We start from the raw sequence: 15,795 nt of genomic DNA on the forward strand, positions 1-15,795 counted from the left end.
ATATCTCAATAGAGGTATTATGAATTAAGGTTATAAGATTGCTAAATTCACATTTGGACTATGAAATGTCGAAATTAACTAAGTTGACTTTCCAGCCACTGTTTAACCTTTTGGCGCGATACTTTTATCCCACCCGCTAACAGTTCCAGTGGCATCTGATAATAGGCCTTCGGCCATTTGAATTTAGTTAGCTTAAGTTGTAACAGTAATTCAATCTCCGCTTGTTCAGGTAACTTTTCACACTGCAATACCGCGACAGGTCGATGTCCATATTCGTCATCTTCGATAGGCACGATAATCGCTAGCTGGATAGCATCTAATTGGTTGAGCACTGCTTCTATTTCCTCACAATGGATGTTCTCCCCACCAGAAATAAATTGGTTGTCCGCTCGACCGATGATCACCAACTCGTCACCTAACCACTGACCAAGGTCTTTACTATCAAACCAGCCATTTTCATCTATTGGCGTCAGTACTCCTTGCTTGTAGTAACCTGAAGCCAGAGTATCACCACCAATGTAAATGCGCTGACCATCCAGTTTTACCAAGCGTTTGGGTAATACGCTCCCCGCACTATAAACTGCGTCTATCTGTTTAGCGGTCACTGTTGAAGCCGCTTCTGTCATTCCATATCCGAGCCAGGTTTCAATCCCGCGCTCAGCGGCTTGCTGGCTTAGTTCCAAAGGGACATGACTCCCCCCCAGTAAAACATGGCTGAGAGCCAGAGTTTCACTACTATCGAGCAAGCGTTTTAGCTGGGTTGCGACCAGTGATGCATGGCTGACATCCGAAATATCTTCGCTTAAATTACCTGTACCTATTTTGAGAGTGGCGCCAGTCGCAAGCCAACGATAGACAATCGCTAAACCAGAGACGTGGTACATAGGCAAACTCAATAACCAAGTATCACCTGGCTGGAAGTGAAATTTTTCAAGTAGACCCTGCGCTGAGGCAAGATGGTGCTGCGATGTATGAGCAACCGCTTTCGGTATGCCCGTTGAACCAGATGTAAATACAATCGAAGCGATAGATTTGTTTTGGTAATGGCTGTGCCAATCTTCGATTTCAAGCTCTGACACTTGAACATGATACCCCGTCGTAGGCACAGGTGTACCTTTATCCGACCATAGGTAAGCATTGTCGGGATTGGGGTACAGGGTTGCCAGTTTGCTTTTAAGCTCACTTTCACTCTGCGGCATAGTAAGCGCACAAATGGCTCCCTGTTCGAGGCAGGCGAGATAGAGCAGCAACAATTGAGGACTGTTCTTACCCACGCAAGTAACTAGGTCGCCAACGGATACGCCTTGTTTACCTAAAGATGCGGCTAGGCGTTGTACTTTTTCGGCGAGTTCTAGCCAAGTGTAACCTTGCTCAGGGGTCTCTAAAGCATACAAAGATGGGCTCAGTTGAGCCCATTTATTGACAGGTGATAACTCTGCTTTCATTCTGACTGCCAAATCAATGCTTGGTCCGACAATGAAGTCAGTGGCAATTCGCAACCTGGCCAAGCAACTTCTAGCTGCTGAGCGAACAAACCCACAGTATCAAGACCTGGTATTTCGTCAGGTAACTGCCAATGTGCCAGTCTAGCCAACTGAGTTAAACCAAGACTTGATTCAATACTCGAACTCACAACCGCTTTGATCCCCAGTTCCTTAGCTCTTTGAATCAACGCGATACAGCGTTCAACAGAGCCAAGTAAAGTCGGCTTGATGACGATCGCTTTAGCACCATTGAGATCTTCAAGCTTAAAATCATCGCGACGAATCGCATGCTGAAGCGTCTCATCCCAAGCGATAGCAATTCCAGTATCAATCGCAAAAGAAAAACTGTCACCCGGCACTTGGCAGGGCTCTTCGATAAAGGCAATACGTCCTCTTAACGAAGGCGCGATCTTCTTAGCAAACTGTTGCGCTTTTTCAGCACTCCAAGCTCGGTTGGCATCTAATCTTAGTGTGAGGTCAGGAATAGACTCCAAAAATAGACTCACTAACATCCCGTCACGAATAGGCTCATACAGCCCGACTTTGATTTTTGCTACTTTCTGACCGCTCATTGCGTTGAGCTTAGGAATGAGCTCATCAGGATCCCCTGAGCAGAGTGGAGCAGCTTGATACACACCGTGCTGTGGAAGCTGTTGCATCAATTCCATTTGCGCCATTGAAAGACCAAACGCAACCGATGGATACAGACCATCAAAATTAAACTCCACGCCTTGTTGCCACAAAGCCAGTTGCTCGACGAGCTGTGAATAGGCTTCATCCATGGTCTCAATACTAAAACCCGCAAGAGGAGCAACTTCACCAAGACCAGTGTCACCGTCAAGCGCTAACTCTACGACAAAACCTTCGCGCTGTTTCAACCTCTGATCACGCAGTATCACACCGCTGTCCATCGGCAGTTCATAGCGATAGAGTTTGGCTGATCTCATAGCAATATCCTTTTCATTATTGATATAAATGTAGCATGCATTGGATATTTCACCCGTTCGTCTGCAAACATCTAGGTTATCGCTTCTACAGCAAGTCGAGGACGTGAAAGATGACGCATCCTCGAATCGCTATCACGATTAGAACTAAGATATTAACGACAAATTATGGGTTGCGTGGAAACTTGTTAAAGTCCGGACGGCGCTTTTCATTGAAAGCATTGCGACCTTCCTGACCCTCTTCAGTCATGTAGAACATCATGGTTGCGTTGCCAGCTAGCTCTTGAAGACCCGCTTGACCATCACAATCTGCGTTCAACGCGGCCTTAAGACAACGAAGCGCCATTGGGCTGTGCTGTAATGTCTCACGACACCAACGTACGGTTTCTTTCTCAAGATCTTCTAGAGGCACCACGGTATTGACTAGCCCCATGTCTAGCGCTTCCTTCGCATCATAGAAACGACATAAGAACCAGATTTCACGAGCTTTTTTCTGACCAACAATACGTGCCATGTATGACGCGCCCCACCCCCCATCAAAGGAACCTACTTTAGGGCCAGTTTGACCAAACTGTGCATTCTCAGCGGCAATCGTCAGATCACACATCATATGCAGTACGTGACCACCGCCTACAGCCCAACCTGCAACCGAAGCGATAACAGGCTTCGGACAAGTACGAATCTGACGTTGGAAGTCCAAAACGTTTAAGTGGTGCGTACCTGAGTCATCTCTGTAACCACCGTAATCGCCACGAATTTTCTGGTCACCGCCAGAACAAAACGCTTTCTCACCTAAACCGGTAAGGATAATAACGCCGACACCTTCGTCATAACGTGCATCGGCAAGCGCGTTGATCATCTCTTTTACCGTTTGAGGGCGGAACGCATTACGAACCTGTGGGCGGGCGATAGTAATCTTTGCGATACCATCTTCAGATTTGTGGTACTGAATATCTTCATATTCACCGCTGCAGTCATTCCAGTGTACTGGTGCGTATAGTTCTTCTTCTGAGATACCGACTGTTTTTGCCATGGTGATTCCTGTTTGTTTACCAATTGACTCAAAACAAACTATACAAAGGTTTGTTTTATTTGAGTTTTAACGATTTCGGCAAAAGCTTGGGGCTGTTCAACATGAACATTATGCCCAGCCTCTGCAACTTGGCTGAAAGACAAACCGCTTCGTTTGGCCAACTGACTAAACTTATCGTCTTTCTCGCCACAAATATAATGTACTGCTACCGCGGATGAGCTGAGCGCATCCAACAAATAATCTTGCTTGGCCAGCGAGGTCGCTAGCATCATGTTTGCCACTTGTGGCCCTAGGTTAGCACTGCGTTTAGCGATCAGTTTTTGTCTTTGCGCATGATTTAGTGAACTAAACACCGCCTGCTGATACCAATCGCTTAGCACCTGTTCAATTGGCTGATTCGTAAAACGTTCAGCCCACTGAACATCGTGCTCCCACCTTGCTGCTCTATCCATTGGGGATGGCAAACCAAAGTTTCCCCCTTCAACAATCAATTGCTGAATATTAAGCCCCGCAAAGTGATTGTTCACCACACCATTCATTGCGATGCGACCACCCATTGAGTAACCAATCAGTACTATAGGTCGATGAGGCTCGAACTGGGTGAGAAGAGTGTCAGATATTTGATCACAACACTCTTTAAAATTGTTACAGCTGTTCAACCCACTCAAGCCATGACCGGGTAAATCAAGACAAACTGAAGGGTAATCACTTAGGTAATCAATTGTCTGTTGCCAATCTTTTCCACAACCCAGTAAGCCATGCAAAAAGACCAGCACTGGCTGTGCTGGGTTATGGGCTAAATGCTGAGAAGCCTGACTATAAAGCATGAATCTGTTGCGTAAATTCTCTTAACTGACGGGAAGCTTGCTCCGCGGGCGTTTGCACTTCGATAACCAATCCACCCACACCATTCTCAACATGGTTGTCGATCAGTTGCTGATATTCCGCCAACGTTTCTGGCTTAGCGTAAGCAAGATGAAACTGTCGAGCGGCATGTTCAAACTCAAAGCCATGGGGCATTTGATACAAAGCTTGTTTTTGTTGCTCTGGAACAGGCAGTAAATCAAAGATGGCACCACCATCATTGTTGGTCACTACGATGACAACCGGTGTTTGCTCATGGGTAAACAGCGCTAATGAGTTGATATCGTATAAAAGCGATGTATCGCCAATGAAGAGAACCGTTGGCTGTTTATTTGCCCGTACCACTCCCGCAGCACTAGCGACTATGCCATCAATCCCTGACGCCCCTCGATTGCTATAAACTTCAACGTCATCAAAACGGGCAAACATATCCAAAAGGCGTACAAACAGACTATTGCCGATAAACAATTGTGCTTGCTTAGGCAGTTGAGGCGCGGTTAGAGCCAAAGCGATTTCAGATAAAGGCGCATCGCACGAGAGATGCAACGAAGCCAAACTATTGACCTGTTCAGAGACAGCACACAACTCATCAGCCCAACCTGAATTCGTTTGAGCAATTGGCGGCAATATCGCTAACAAGTGCGAGATCCAACTCTCTATAGAGGCAAGATGATGCACTTGCATCATATGGCTCGCGTTATTACGGTCGAAACTCGGCGCAACATAGTGATAATCAGCACCAGTGGTTTTGATATGCTTAGCTAACCACTGATTCAGACGCTTCGATACGATGCGCGAACCCAGTTGCAAAACTAACTCACACTGCTGTAAGGCTTCCGATTGATTGCTGTTCTGCAACCATAGATCGTAGTGTGACCAAGCCGAGCTTTGTCCGGACTGTGGGTCACACATGATTGGCCAACCTAGCCGCTCAGCCAACTGTTTGGCAGCAGATGCTTCACTGCGCGTCACACTACCAAGCACTATCAGGCCGTTTCTTCGCGAAAAATCACTCACATTCAGTTGTGGACTCTGCAATGGGTAACTCTTACTCGTAAACGGTTTGTCGCTTTGCCACCACAAGCCCAATTGGTCACTATAGCTTTGGTATAAACACTTAGGTTCAGCGCTATAAAGTGGTTCAGGAAATGGGCAGTTAACATGAATCGCACAGCCCTTTTGCTGTTGCTCAGCCAGCGCTTGGTCGATTGTCGTTAGCACCCAATTGAGTGGAATATTCAACGATGGACTGGGTAGGTCAACCGCACAGGTCACATGGCTAGAAAAGATCCCAAGTTGGTTGATGGCTTGGTTAGCACCACAGCCAACCAGTTCGACGGGTCTGTCCGCGGTAAGCACCACCAGCTTTTCGCCAGTAAGTTTTGCTTCCGCAATAGCGGGAAGAAGATTCGCGACTGCCGTTCCTGATGTCACAACGACAGCGACAGGTTTACCACTTGCTTTCGCAAGGCCTAACGCCAAAAATCCCAGCCCACGCTCATCAAAATGCGTGTGGAGGTTTAGTTGTGGATTTTCATCCGCTTCCAATGTCAAAGGCGTTGAGCGAGAACCAGGAGCGATACAAATTTCACGCACACCAAATCGGGTCAGTTCTTCAAGTATTACCTGACTCCAAATGCGGTTTATCACTGCTTGATTAGCACTTAAAACTTCCGCGTTCATCTAAGAAGCGACTCCTAACGGTGCGTTATCTGATATCAGAGACAACAGTGTCGACATTTTTTTATCCAGCTCTTGCCATTCATATTCCGCCACCGAGCCAGGAACAATACCTGCACCGGCAAATAACTGGACATGGTCATCGAGGATCAGGGCGCTGCGAATTGCGACACAAAACTCAGCTCTCTGGTGACTGATAAAGCCCATCGAGCCTGCGTACCAACCACGAGCAAAGGGTTCATGTTGCTGAATAAATGCCATCGATTCTTTGCGCGGCAAGCCCGCAACTGCTGCGGTTGGCTGTAACGCACTCAACAACTGCACGCCATTAACACCTTTATTCAAGTGGGCGTGAATGCTGCGTTTTAGGTGCTGAACCTTACGTAAACGAACTAAGCGAGCCTCTTGTTCCACCTCTACATGTTCAGAGTGCGGAGTTAGACGCTCGATAATATCGTCTACAACATATTGATTTTCATTGAGGTTCTTGCTGTCGTTGGCCAACCAGTTAGCCAGTTCCATATCCTGAGTGGCATTGCTACCTCGTCCGATCGTACCGGCGAGCGCTTCCGTATAAAGTTCCTGATCTTGACGCAGGTAAAGACGCTCCGGCGTTGATCCGATAAAACTATGCTTCCTATCTAACGACAGTAAAAAGTGAAAACTATGGTGATTGTGTAGATAGCTTGATTTTAAAAACTGAGCCGCACATAAGGGCGCATCAAGCGTGACCTCTGTTTTGCGAGCCAAAACCACCTTTTTAAACTCGTTATTGCTAATGCCTGTCAGAACTTTATCTACCAACTCCCCCCACTGACACTTATCAGGCGTATGCTGGATATTTTCGACATGTGCCGTAACGGGCATAAGAGGTTTAACGTCAAGCTGCAACTTGCATAGGCTAGCGAGAGTGCGGTGTTTTTCTGCCGTTAAGTTCACCGCAATAGACCAACTGTTATCAAAGCGAATCAGCTCTATCTGCGGTAGAAAAAAGAACGAAGACATGCAGCGACGATTCTTGCTCGTCTGTCCGTCAAATGAACGCCCTCCCCATATACGCTGATCTTCAGCCAATATGGCATAAGCGGGCGCAGGGTCGACAAATGTATGTAACTGGCCTAGCGCGACCACTTCTTCACGAGTATCGCGCGATTGCCAATAGAACTGAGGGAAAATCGGCTGAGCCTCAAGCCAGTCGATAAACGCAAAGTCCGGTTTTTCCTCAAGAACTTGAACCAGACGAGTGATACCGTCTCCTGCATCCTTTACGCGTTCGATCAGTTCAGTAACGGCTTGATGAAAATTAGACAAATCAGCCTCGTATGCATGGGGATTGTTATTCATTGTAGGTGGTTACTCTATTTATAGACCCCTCTCAAATCAAGGTTGTGGTGAATGTTTTGCAAAATCCTGTGATAACGGGCGTGCTACAAGTTGTTATTTCTTGCCATTCAACCAGATTTTTATTCTAAAAAAATTCTTTTTGATGTACTTTAATAAAGAAATTCAATTATTTTTAGGTTTAAATCAATGCAAAATATCGGGATGTCGTCGAAACTCGATAATGTCTGCTATGACATTAGGGGTCCGGTACTAAAACATGCTAAACGCATGGAAGAAGAGGGGCATAAAATACTAAAGCTAAACATCGGAAACCCCGCCCCATTTGGCTTTGACGCACCTGACGAAATCCTAGTCGATGTAATCCGTAACTTGCCTACTTCGCAAGGCTACTGTGATTCAAAGGGAATTTATTCAGCTCGTAAAGCCGTCGTTCAGCATTATCAGCGCAAGGGAATTCATTCACTAGACGTCGAAGACGTCTACATTGGTAACGGCGTCTCTGAGCTTATCGTTATGGCAATGCAAGCGTTGCTAAACAATGGTGACGAAATGCTCGTCCCTGCACCTGACTACCCGCTATGGACCGCTTCCGTTGCTCTTTCCGGTGGTAATGCGGTGCACTACATGTGTGATGAAGAAGCGGACTGGTATCCAGACCTTGACGACATCAAGCGTAAAATCACGCCAAAAACACGCGGCATCGTATTAATCAACCCGAATAACCCAACCGGTGCGGTATACAGCCGTGACTTCCTACTTGAAGTGATCGAGATTGCACGTCAGCATAAACTCATCATCTTCGCTGATGAAATCTACGACAAAGTTCTTTACGACGGCGCAACGCATACTTCCGTTGCCACCTTAACCGACGATGTCATCGTGATGACGTTCAATGGATTGTCGAAAGCTTATCGCGTGTGTGGTTTCCGTGGCGGTTGGATGTTTATGACGGGCCCTAAACATATGGCCAAAGGCTATATAAACGGTCTCGATATGCTAGCGTCAATGCGACTCTGTGCTAACGTGCCGATGCAACATGCGATTCAAACTGCATTAGGTGGTTATCAAAGTATTAATGAATTGATTCTGCCTGGTGGTCGTCTGCTCGAACAGCGTGATCGCGCATGGGAATTGATTAACCAGATCCCAGGGGTATCGTGTGTCAAACCGAAAGGGGCGATGTACTTGTTCCCAAAAATTGATACTAAGGTTTACAACATCAAAGATGACCAGAAGATGGTGCTCGATTTCTTGGTTCAAGAAAAAGTGCTGCTTGTTCAGGGGACAGGGTTTAACTGGCCTAAACCTGATCACTTCCGCATCGTGACGTTACCTCACGTCGAAGATCTTGAAGTTGCGATCGGTCGCTTTGAACGCTTCCTGTCGACCTATAGTCAGTAGTAATTAGCTTCAATCTCTCATATTCTTAAAGGGCACTCACTGAGTGCCCTTTTTCATTTCATGGAGTAGAGAAATGTCAGATAGTCCAAACAAAGTTGTTCAGGAAAGCCACTTTTTCGCCCACTTGGCGCGCATGAAACTGATTCAGCGTTGGCCGTTGATGCGTTCAGTATCAAGTGAAAACATCTCAGAACACAGCTTACAGGTTGCTTTCGTTGCCCACGCTTTGGCACTGATCAAAAACAAGAAGTTTGGCGGCAACCTTAACCCAGAAAGAATCGCTATCTTAGGTATGTACCATGACACCAGTGAAGTGTTAACCGGTGATTTACCAACACCCGTTAAGTACTACAATCCAGAGATAGCCAAAGAATACAAAAAGATTGAGGCTGCCGCAGAAAAGAAACTGCTATCTATGCTGCCCGAAGAATTTCACGATGATTTCACCCCATATTTAATCTCCCAACAAGCGCATTCCGATGATGCCATGATAGTTAAGCAAGCCGATACCATTTGCGCCTATCTGAAATGTCTCGAAGAACTGAGTGCAGGCAATCATGAGTATGCGCTGGCGAAAAAACGCTTAGATGTCACCTTAAAGCAACGCTTTACCCCAGAGATGGAATATTTCCTAAATACCTTCGCACCAAGCTTCGAGCTCTCTTTAGACGAGATCAGCTAATACAGCTTGTTGCCACTTAATTACGATGCTGGAACGCGTTAAGCAAATATTCAATCAACACTTTCTTACGTTTCGGCATCAGTTGCCTATCTGCATAGACAAGACTCACCTGTACTTCAGGCATTTTGTACTCAGGTAATAAGCGCACCAACGCCCCACTTTCAAAATGCTCTCGACAGATAAACTCAGGCAGTACCGCCAAGCCTAAGCCATCGATAGAAGCTTTAAGACAAGCCGTAATTGTGTTGACCTTTAGACGATAGGGCAGATCAATATGATACGACTCGACACCTTCAAGCTGGAGATGCCATTTTGGCAATCGAGCGGCTTTGTTCTGCACCTCAACCATATGGTGTGGTGCAATTAAATCACTATGAGTGGTCACTTCGCCGTACTTAGCTAAGTAGTCAGGGCTGGCAACAAGCGCTCGCTTTGACGATGTTAGATAGCGAGAAACCAGATTTGAATCTTCTAGTTCCCCGATTTGAGCATACAGATCAACGCCCTCGCCGATAATATCAACTTCTCGATTGCTCAACTCTAAGTTCATGGTGACGTGCGGAAAATCGAGCAAGAAACGATGAATATAGCTACCCAATACTTGATGACCTAGCTCAACGGGCAAGACGACGTTGAGAGGCCCGCGAATTAAATCTTGGTTGGCTGACACCTCAAGTTCCGCCTGATTAATGATTTCAAGCATTTGTAAGCTGGATTGATAGAATTTTTCACCTTCTGGGGTCAATACTAAGCTGCGTGTAGAACGCGTGATCAATCTCACGCCAAGGTGTTGTTCTAGCTCGACCAGTTTTCTGCTCACCGTTGATTTAGTCATGTTGAGCATTTCCGCCGCGTGCGTAAAGCTCCCACAATCAACAACTTGGGCAAATACAGTCACTGCATTTAAGTCCATGTGGCCTCCTAGAACGGTCAATTAGATTAATTATTGCAACAGTGTTTCCCTTTTTTCCTATCTTATCAACCAATGCTATTCATTTACAATTCGTTACATCTATACTTCATATCGATAAAGAGAACACTATGGCAGAGACACCGCAAGCACGCACCACAACGACACCTAAACGTAAAAAAGCGCCTTTGATTGCGACCGCATTGATGTTGTCTCTTGGTCTATTGGGGAGTGGATACTGGTTTAGTTACGGTCAGTATTTTGAATCGACAGATAATGCCTACCTGCAAGGTGATATCACCACTATCAGTCCAAAGGTGTCTGGTTATATTGTGCAGTCTTATGTTTCTGATAACCAACAAGTCAAGCAAGGCCAACTGTTAGTACAGATTGACGACCGTGACTATCAGGCAGCGTTGGCTCAATCTCAGGCGCACCTTGTGGTTGCGAAATCCAGCGTCAAAAATCTTATCGCTCAACAAACCTTGCAGCGTAGTCAAATTAATCAAGCAGCCAGTCGGGTCGATTCTGCTCAGGCTGAATATGATCGTGCGACTCAACAAGTCACTCGTTCCCGTAGCCTAATCAAACGTAATTACGCCTCTCAAGATGAACTGGACAGCATGATAGCGCAGCAAAAGGTCACGCTTGCTGAGCTAGAAGAAGCAAAAGCGAACCTCGCGGCAAGCAATGATCAGTTGATCGTCATCGCCAGTGAAATTGAACAAGCACAAGCATCGGTAACTGAAGCTCAGGCACAACTAAAGCAAGCGCAACTCAATCTCGACTACACCAAGGTTTACGCACCGACTGATGGCGTTGTTGGCAAGCGCAGTGTACGTGAAGGGTTACTGGTTCAAGCTGGCTCACCGCTAATGAGCTTGGTTCCAGAGCAAGGTGTTTGGATTGAAGCCAACTTCAAGGAAACTCAGTTAAGTGGTATCCATCAGGGACAAAAAGTAGCCGTTGAACTCGATGCTTTCCCTGGCGAGTCACTAGAAGGCGTCGTTGATAGCTTCTCTCCTGCCACTGGTGCTAAGTTTGCGCTGCTGCCTCCGGAGAATGCGACAGGTAACTTCACCAAGATCGTTCAGCGTGTACCCGTCAAGATCATCATTGCCGATCAAAAAGCACTCAAAGGACGCCTACTACCCGGCCTATCTGTGGTAGCAACCATCGATACACGAGGCTAGACCATGAGCCATGCGACTGTCTCTGTGCAAGCAGAAACCAATCATGTGCCGACCCGCCACTGGATAGCCTTATTCGGAGGTTTAATAGGCGCCTTTATGGCAATCCTTGATATTCAAATCACCAACTCGTCGTTGAAAGATATTCAAGGTGCGCTTTCCGCTACCTTAGATGAAAGTTCTTGGATCTCTACCTCCTATTTGGTTGCAGAGATGATCGCGATTCCGCTGAGTGGATGGTTATCAAAAGCCTTGGGTAAACGCCGTTACCTAACATGGACAACGGCAATTTTTACGCTGTCGTCGCTGTTATGTTCTTTTTCTTGGAATATGACTTCGATGATCGTCTTTCGCGCTATGCAGGGATTCAGTGGCGGGGCTTTGATTCCCCTCGCCTTTTCGCTTGTGGTTCAGCTACTTCCTCTCAATAAGCGCGCTGTCGGTATGGCGCTGTTTGGTGTCACCGCCACTTTTGCTCCCTCAATTGGGCCGACTTTTGGCGGATGGCTGACTGAAAATCTCTCATGGCACTACATTTTCTATATCAATATTCCACCTGCGCTATTGGTCATTTCAATGATCCGCTATGGGTTGGATGATGAAAAGCTCGAACTTGGTCTGCTAAAAAAAGCGGATTGGTTTGGCATCGCCACCATGGCGTTAGGACTGGGCTGTCTTGAAGTCGTGCTAGAAGAAGGTAACCGTGAAGAGTGGTTCAGTTCAAGTTTCATCATTACCCTTAGCATTATTTCGGCCGTCAGTTTGGTGTATTTCATCATTAACGAACTACAACATAAAAAGCCGTTGGTGAATCTGAGGTTATTGCGAGATGGTCAGTTTGCGATGTCGTGTATCGCCTATCTGATTTTGGGTATGGCTCTGCTTGGTTCTATTTACGTGCTGCCTATGTACCTAACTCAAATTCAGCAATACAACGCAATGGAAATTGGTGAAGTACTCATGTGGATGGGTTTCCCACAGTTGTTGATTTTCCCGCTGGTTCCCAAATTAACCCAAATTATTAAGCCTAAACATTTAGTGACCTTCGGTTTCGCAATGTTTGGTCTGAGCTGCTACGTTAATACTCATATGACGGTCGACTTCGGAGGGCAGCAGCTGATTATGTCTATGTTGCTTCGAGCCATTGGTAGCCCATTTATCATGGTGCCGCTATCTTTGGTCGCAATGAAGAACATCAGTAAACCGGATACACCTGATGCTTCGACTTTGACGAACGTGATGCGTAACCTCGGCGGTGCTTTCAGTATCGCGATTATCGCGACTTTACTCGACAATAAAACCCGCGAGCACTTAGCGCATATTAAAGAGTCATTGCCAACGCTCAGTCAACTGGGCTGGCAAACACTGCAACAACAGCAAGCGTTTTTTGTCCAATCAGGCAGCGACGCAGCAACGGCACTGCAACAGGCACAAGCAAGTCTGATTGCGACCATGCAACGCGACGCCGCTATTATGGCCTACAACGATGTATTTCTGATGATGACGGCTTTTCTCGCCGTGGCTGCTGTTTTGATTTTAAGTATGAAGGACTAGCCTATGGATCAAGTGGCAAAATTTTCATAGTTTTCTGCCACTTGAAGTCCTCTCTGCATCGGTGTACGGTTAGGAAAAACAGAGGGGTATTGCCTATGACGTTTCAAATCAGCGATTTATGGCATCAACGTCATGATGATGAACATAAGATTCGTCGTGATGACCACCGCAGCCCATATCAACGCGATCGTGCCCGTATTCTTCATTCTGCTGCCTTTCGCCGCCTACAAGCGAAAACTCAGGTTCACGGCAAAAGTTTCGATGACTTCCACCGCACTCGTTTAACGCATTCATTAGAAGCCGCCCAACTAGGCACCGGAATTGTCGCGCAATTGAAAAAGAAACAACCAGAGTTTCGTGATCTGCTGCCCAGTGACAGTTTGATTGATTCACTTTGTCTTGCGCATGACATTGGCCACCCACCCTACGGGCATGGTGGAGAAGTGGCACTTAACTACATGATGCGCAAACACGGTGGATTCGAAGGCAATGCACAGACATTTCGTATCGTCACTAAACTCGAACCTTACACTGAACATTTCGGTATGAACCTCACTCGTCGAACGCTACTTGGGCTCATCAAGTATCCGGCAATGATCAGTCAAACACGAGCAGTGACCCTCCCAGACAGTGTCTCCCATCAACGCAAACTCCGTGCACGCGACTGGATGCCTGCTAAAGGACTTTATGATTGTGATCGCTCACTGTTTGACTGGTTGCTCGAACCTCTGAGCGAAAAAGACAAACAGCTTTTCAGTACGATGCGCGATGAAAAACTGCCTGATACCGAACACAAAAAGACTCGCTATAAGTCTATCGATTGTTCGATTATGGAGCTGGCCGATGATATCGCCTACGGTGTGCATGATCTTGAAGACGCCTTGGTACTTGGAATGGTCAATCGCCACCAATGGATTGAAGGGGCGGCCAGTCAGTTATCGGAATGTGGCGACCCATGGTTTGAACAACATATCGATTCCATCACCGACATGTTGTTTGCAGGCACTCACTACCAGCGCAAAGATGCGATTGGTGGGATGGTCAACGCGCTATTGACCAGTATATCTATTAAGCCAGTTGATGCCTGTTTTGCGTGTGAACTGCTTTCATTCAATGCCTATCTTGAACCTAAGATGGCTAAGGCTTTAGACATTCTTAAACACTTCGTTAGTGACTACGTTATTCAAGTACCGCATGTACAGGTAGTCGAGTACAAAGGCCAACAGATCATCATGGATATTTTCGAAGCGCTCAGTGCAGATCCTGAGCGATTGTTACCTACTCAAGTTCGTTTGCAGTGGGCAGCAAAACACGACCCGAGTGAAGGATATAGGGTCATCGCCGATTACATTTCATCGATGACAGATGGACATGCCCAGCGCCTGCATCAGCAGCTATTTTCATCACACTAGCAATCGTTGCGCTTTAACAAATCAGGAGCCAACTGGCTCCTGATTCTATTTAGTCAGCCATAAAGGCATCCAACTTTGCCGTCAGTTCCTGTTTTTCTTCCGCACTAATGAAGCTGGCTTCAATCGCATTTAAGGTAAACTGCGCCAGCTCCTCCCAAGTTAAACCATGACTTTTATCGACAGCAAGAAAGTTATCCGTCATGTAGCCACCAAAATAGGCAGGATCGTCTGAATTGATGGTGACGCACAAACCTTTTCTTAATAGTTCAACAATGTTGTGATCTTGCATCTGCTCAAACACTTTTAATTTGGTATTCGATAATGGGCAAACCGTCAAAGGCATGCGCGTTTTAGCCAAATGTTCAACCAACTTCTCGTCATCGACACAGCGTACACCGTGGTCGACTCGGCTCACTTTCAGTAGTTCTAAACTGTCATTAATATTACTGGAAGGGCCTTCTTCTCCAGCGTGTGCGACCGTCAGAAAGCCTGCTTGCCTCGCTTTGGCAAACACACGAGAAAATTTTTCTGGTGGATGACCCAGTTCTGACGAATCCAATCCTATTGCGATGATTTTGTCTTTGTGGGGTAACGCCTGTTCCAATGTAGCAAACGCGCTCGCTTCATCAAGATGACGCAAGAAACACATGATAATTCGGCTGCTGATACCAAATTCTTCTCGCCCATCCTGCAATGCACGATGGATACCATTGAGCACGGTTTCAAACGCCACACCACGCTCGGTATGAGTTTGCGGGTCGAAGAAAATCTCGGTATGAATGACATTATCTTGGTGACAACGTGTCACATAAGCGTAGGTTAAGTCGTAAAAATCCTGCTCCGTAATTAATACGTTGGCCCCCTGATAATAGATATCAAGAAAGGACTGCAGATTAGTAAACTCATACGCAGCCTGAACTTCTTCAGGCGTGCTATAAGGCAAGGTAATATGATTCCGCTGCGCTAACTCGAACATCATTTCTGGCTCGAGTGTCCCTTCGATATGTAAGTGCAGCTCTACTTTTGGTAGTTGTTGGATAAAATTGGATTGATGCACGCTTGTCTCCTCACTCAATTTGATTGGTATAACAAGCGCCTTTCTCTAGAAAAGTGTCAGACATACAAAGAGAAAAGCGCTATGCACTTAACTCTTCGTAATCTGGAATTTACGGCTCCAGGTAGAGACTCCCGCACCCTATCAGCGGGATTATACGAAGCACCGTGAAGACCACGGTACGACTTATCAATCTGGTAACCGATCTTCTAAGCCGCTTAAAAATATAGTTTAGCTAGTTCA

Annotated in this window: 13 protein-coding genes and 1 riboswitch; of the genes, 5 read left to right on the top strand and 8 right to left on the bottom strand. The window is 46.3% G+C overall.

Features of this window, described 5'->3' with window-relative positions; genetic code table 11:
• Positions 1 to 74 precede the first annotated feature (74 nt).
• The 6 genes from menE to ACQEXR_RS03895 all read right to left on the bottom strand — a co-directional run bounded on the left by menE (position 75) and on the right by ACQEXR_RS03895 (position 7,349).
• Positions 75 to 1,445 carry an o-succinylbenzoate--CoA ligase gene (menE, locus tag ACQEXR_RS03870; RefSeq protein WP_426950412.1) on the bottom strand — a complete coding sequence of 457 codons (1,371 nt, stop codon included), beginning with the start codon at positions 1,443 to 1,445 and terminating at the stop codon, positions 75 to 77.
• Positions 1,442 to 2,431, bottom strand: a complete 990-nt coding sequence (gene menC / locus ACQEXR_RS03875; RefSeq protein ID WP_426950414.1) for an o-succinylbenzoate synthase — start codon at positions 2,429 to 2,431, stop codon at positions 1,442 to 1,444. Before menC ends, menE begins: the two co-directional genes overlap by 4 nt.
• Positions 2,432 to 2,594: 163 nt before the next feature.
• Positions 2,595 to 3,461 (bottom strand): 1,4-dihydroxy-2-naphthoyl-CoA synthase, encoded by an 867-nt coding sequence (gene menB / locus ACQEXR_RS03880; protein WP_269375994.1) that lies wholly within the window; start codon positions 3,459 to 3,461, stop codon positions 2,595 to 2,597.
• Positions 3,462 to 3,499: 38 nt separating this feature from the next.
• Positions 3,500 to 4,288: a 2-succinyl-6-hydroxy-2,4-cyclohexadiene-1-carboxylate synthase gene (gene menH, locus ACQEXR_RS03885; RefSeq protein WP_426950416.1), complete on the bottom strand. Its 789-nt coding sequence runs from the start codon at positions 4,286 to 4,288 to the stop codon at positions 3,500 to 3,502.
• Positions 4,278 to 6,008, bottom strand: a complete 1,731-nt coding sequence (menD, locus tag ACQEXR_RS03890) for a 2-succinyl-5-enolpyruvyl-6-hydroxy-3-cyclohexene-1-carboxylic-acid synthase (RefSeq protein WP_427019776.1) — start codon at positions 6,006 to 6,008, stop codon at positions 4,278 to 4,280. Before menD ends, menH begins: the two co-directional genes overlap by 11 nt.
• Complete coding sequence (locus ACQEXR_RS03895; RefSeq protein ID WP_427019777.1) at positions 6,009 to 7,349, bottom strand: isochorismate synthase; 1,341 nt, start codon at positions 7,347 to 7,349, stop codon at positions 6,009 to 6,011.
• A 186-nt stretch (positions 7,350 to 7,535) separates the two neighbouring features.
• Here ACQEXR_RS03895 and ACQEXR_RS03900 point away from each other — a divergent pair, with 186 nt between their 5' ends.
• Positions 7,536 to 8,750, top strand: a complete 1,215-nt coding sequence (locus tag ACQEXR_RS03900; protein ID WP_426950420.1) for a pyridoxal phosphate-dependent aminotransferase — start codon at positions 7,536 to 7,538, stop codon at positions 8,748 to 8,750.
• A gap of 73 nt (positions 8,751 to 8,823) precedes the next feature.
• The gene (gene yfbR, locus ACQEXR_RS03905) at positions 8,824 to 9,432 is read left to right on the top strand and encodes a 5'-deoxynucleotidase (protein ID WP_138970821.1); all 609 of its coding nucleotides are present in this window, start codon (positions 8,824 to 8,826) and stop codon (positions 9,430 to 9,432) included.
• A 16-nt stretch (positions 9,433 to 9,448) separates the two neighbouring features.
• Here the strand turns inward: yfbR and ACQEXR_RS03910 are convergent, their stop codons facing one another.
• Positions 9,449 to 10,345: a LysR family transcriptional regulator gene (locus ACQEXR_RS03910; RefSeq protein ID WP_427019778.1), complete on the bottom strand. Its 897-nt coding sequence runs from the start codon at positions 10,343 to 10,345 to the stop codon at positions 9,449 to 9,451.
• Positions 10,346 to 10,473: 128 nt separating this feature from the next.
• On the opposite strand from ACQEXR_RS03910, the gene ACQEXR_RS03915 reads away from it, so the two are divergent.
• The 3 genes from ACQEXR_RS03915 (at position 10,474) to ACQEXR_RS03925 (ending at position 14,498) form a co-directional block, all read left to right on the top strand.
• Positions 10,474 to 11,535 carry an HlyD family secretion protein gene (locus tag ACQEXR_RS03915; RefSeq protein WP_426950423.1) on the top strand — a complete coding sequence of 354 codons (1,062 nt, stop codon included), beginning with the start codon at positions 10,474 to 10,476 and terminating at the stop codon, positions 11,533 to 11,535.
• Positions 11,536 to 11,538: 3 nt separating this feature from the next.
• A complete protein-coding gene (locus ACQEXR_RS03920; protein ID WP_427019779.1) occupies positions 11,539 to 13,086 on the top strand; it encodes a DHA2 family efflux MFS transporter permease subunit in 1,548 nt (515 codons plus the stop codon).
• A gap of 95 nt (positions 13,087 to 13,181) precedes the next feature.
• The gene (locus ACQEXR_RS03925) at positions 13,182 to 14,498 is read left to right on the top strand and encodes an anti-phage deoxyguanosine triphosphatase (RefSeq protein WP_331417263.1); all 1,317 of its coding nucleotides are present in this window, start codon (positions 13,182 to 13,184) and stop codon (positions 14,496 to 14,498) included.
• Between the two features lie 49 nt (positions 14,499 to 14,547).
• On the opposite strand, the gene ACQEXR_RS03930 is transcribed toward ACQEXR_RS03925, so the two are convergent.
• On the bottom strand, positions 14,548 to 15,555 hold the full coding sequence (locus tag ACQEXR_RS03930; RefSeq protein WP_331417262.1) for an adenosine deaminase: 1,008 nt from the start codon (positions 15,553 to 15,555) through the stop codon (positions 14,548 to 14,550).
• A 78-nt stretch (positions 15,556 to 15,633) separates the two neighbouring features.
• A riboswitch (purine riboswitch) is annotated at positions 15,634 to 15,733 on the bottom strand.
• Positions 15,734 to 15,795 lie beyond the last annotated feature (62 nt).

The sequence above is a fragment of the Vibrio sp. TRT 2004 genome (assembly GCF_050113735.1).
Taxonomy (GTDB): domain Bacteria; phylum Pseudomonadota; class Gammaproteobacteria; order Enterobacterales; family Vibrionaceae; genus Vibrio.

Coding starts and splice junctions, on each gene's coding strand:
- menC (WP_426950414.1), bottom strand. CDS start 2,431: ATGAGATCAGCCAAACTCTATCGCTATGAACTGCCGATGGACAGCGGT.
- menB (WP_269375994.1), bottom strand. CDS start 3,461: ATGGCAAAAACAGTCGGTATCTCAGAAGAAGAACTATACGCACCAGTA.
- yfbR (WP_138970821.1), top strand. CDS start 8,824: ATGTCAGATAGTCCAAACAAAGTTGTTCAGGAAAGCCACTTTTTCGCC.
- menD (WP_427019776.1), bottom strand. CDS start 6,008: ATGAACGCGGAAGTTTTAAGTGCTAATCAAGCAGTGATAAACCGCATT.
- ACQEXR_RS03920 (WP_427019779.1), top strand. CDS start 11,539: ATGAGCCATGCGACTGTCTCTGTGCAAGCAGAAACCAATCATGTGCCG.
- ACQEXR_RS03925 (WP_331417263.1), top strand. CDS start 13,182: ATGACGTTTCAAATCAGCGATTTATGGCATCAACGTCATGATGATGAA.
- ACQEXR_RS03895 (WP_427019777.1), bottom strand. CDS start 7,349: ATGAATAACAATCCCCATGCATACGAGGCTGATTTGTCTAATTTTCAT.
- menE (WP_426950412.1), bottom strand. CDS start 1,445: ATGAAAGCAGAGTTATCACCTGTCAATAAATGGGCTCAACTGAGCCCA.
- ACQEXR_RS03910 (WP_427019778.1), bottom strand. CDS start 10,345: ATGGACTTAAATGCAGTGACTGTATTTGCCCAAGTTGTTGATTGTGGG.
- ACQEXR_RS03900 (WP_426950420.1), top strand. CDS start 7,536: ATGCAAAATATCGGGATGTCGTCGAAACTCGATAATGTCTGCTATGAC.
- ACQEXR_RS03915 (WP_426950423.1), top strand. CDS start 10,474: ATGGCAGAGACACCGCAAGCACGCACCACAACGACACCTAAACGTAAA.
- menH (WP_426950416.1), bottom strand. CDS start 4,288: ATGCTTTATAGTCAGGCTTCTCAGCATTTAGCCCATAACCCAGCACAG.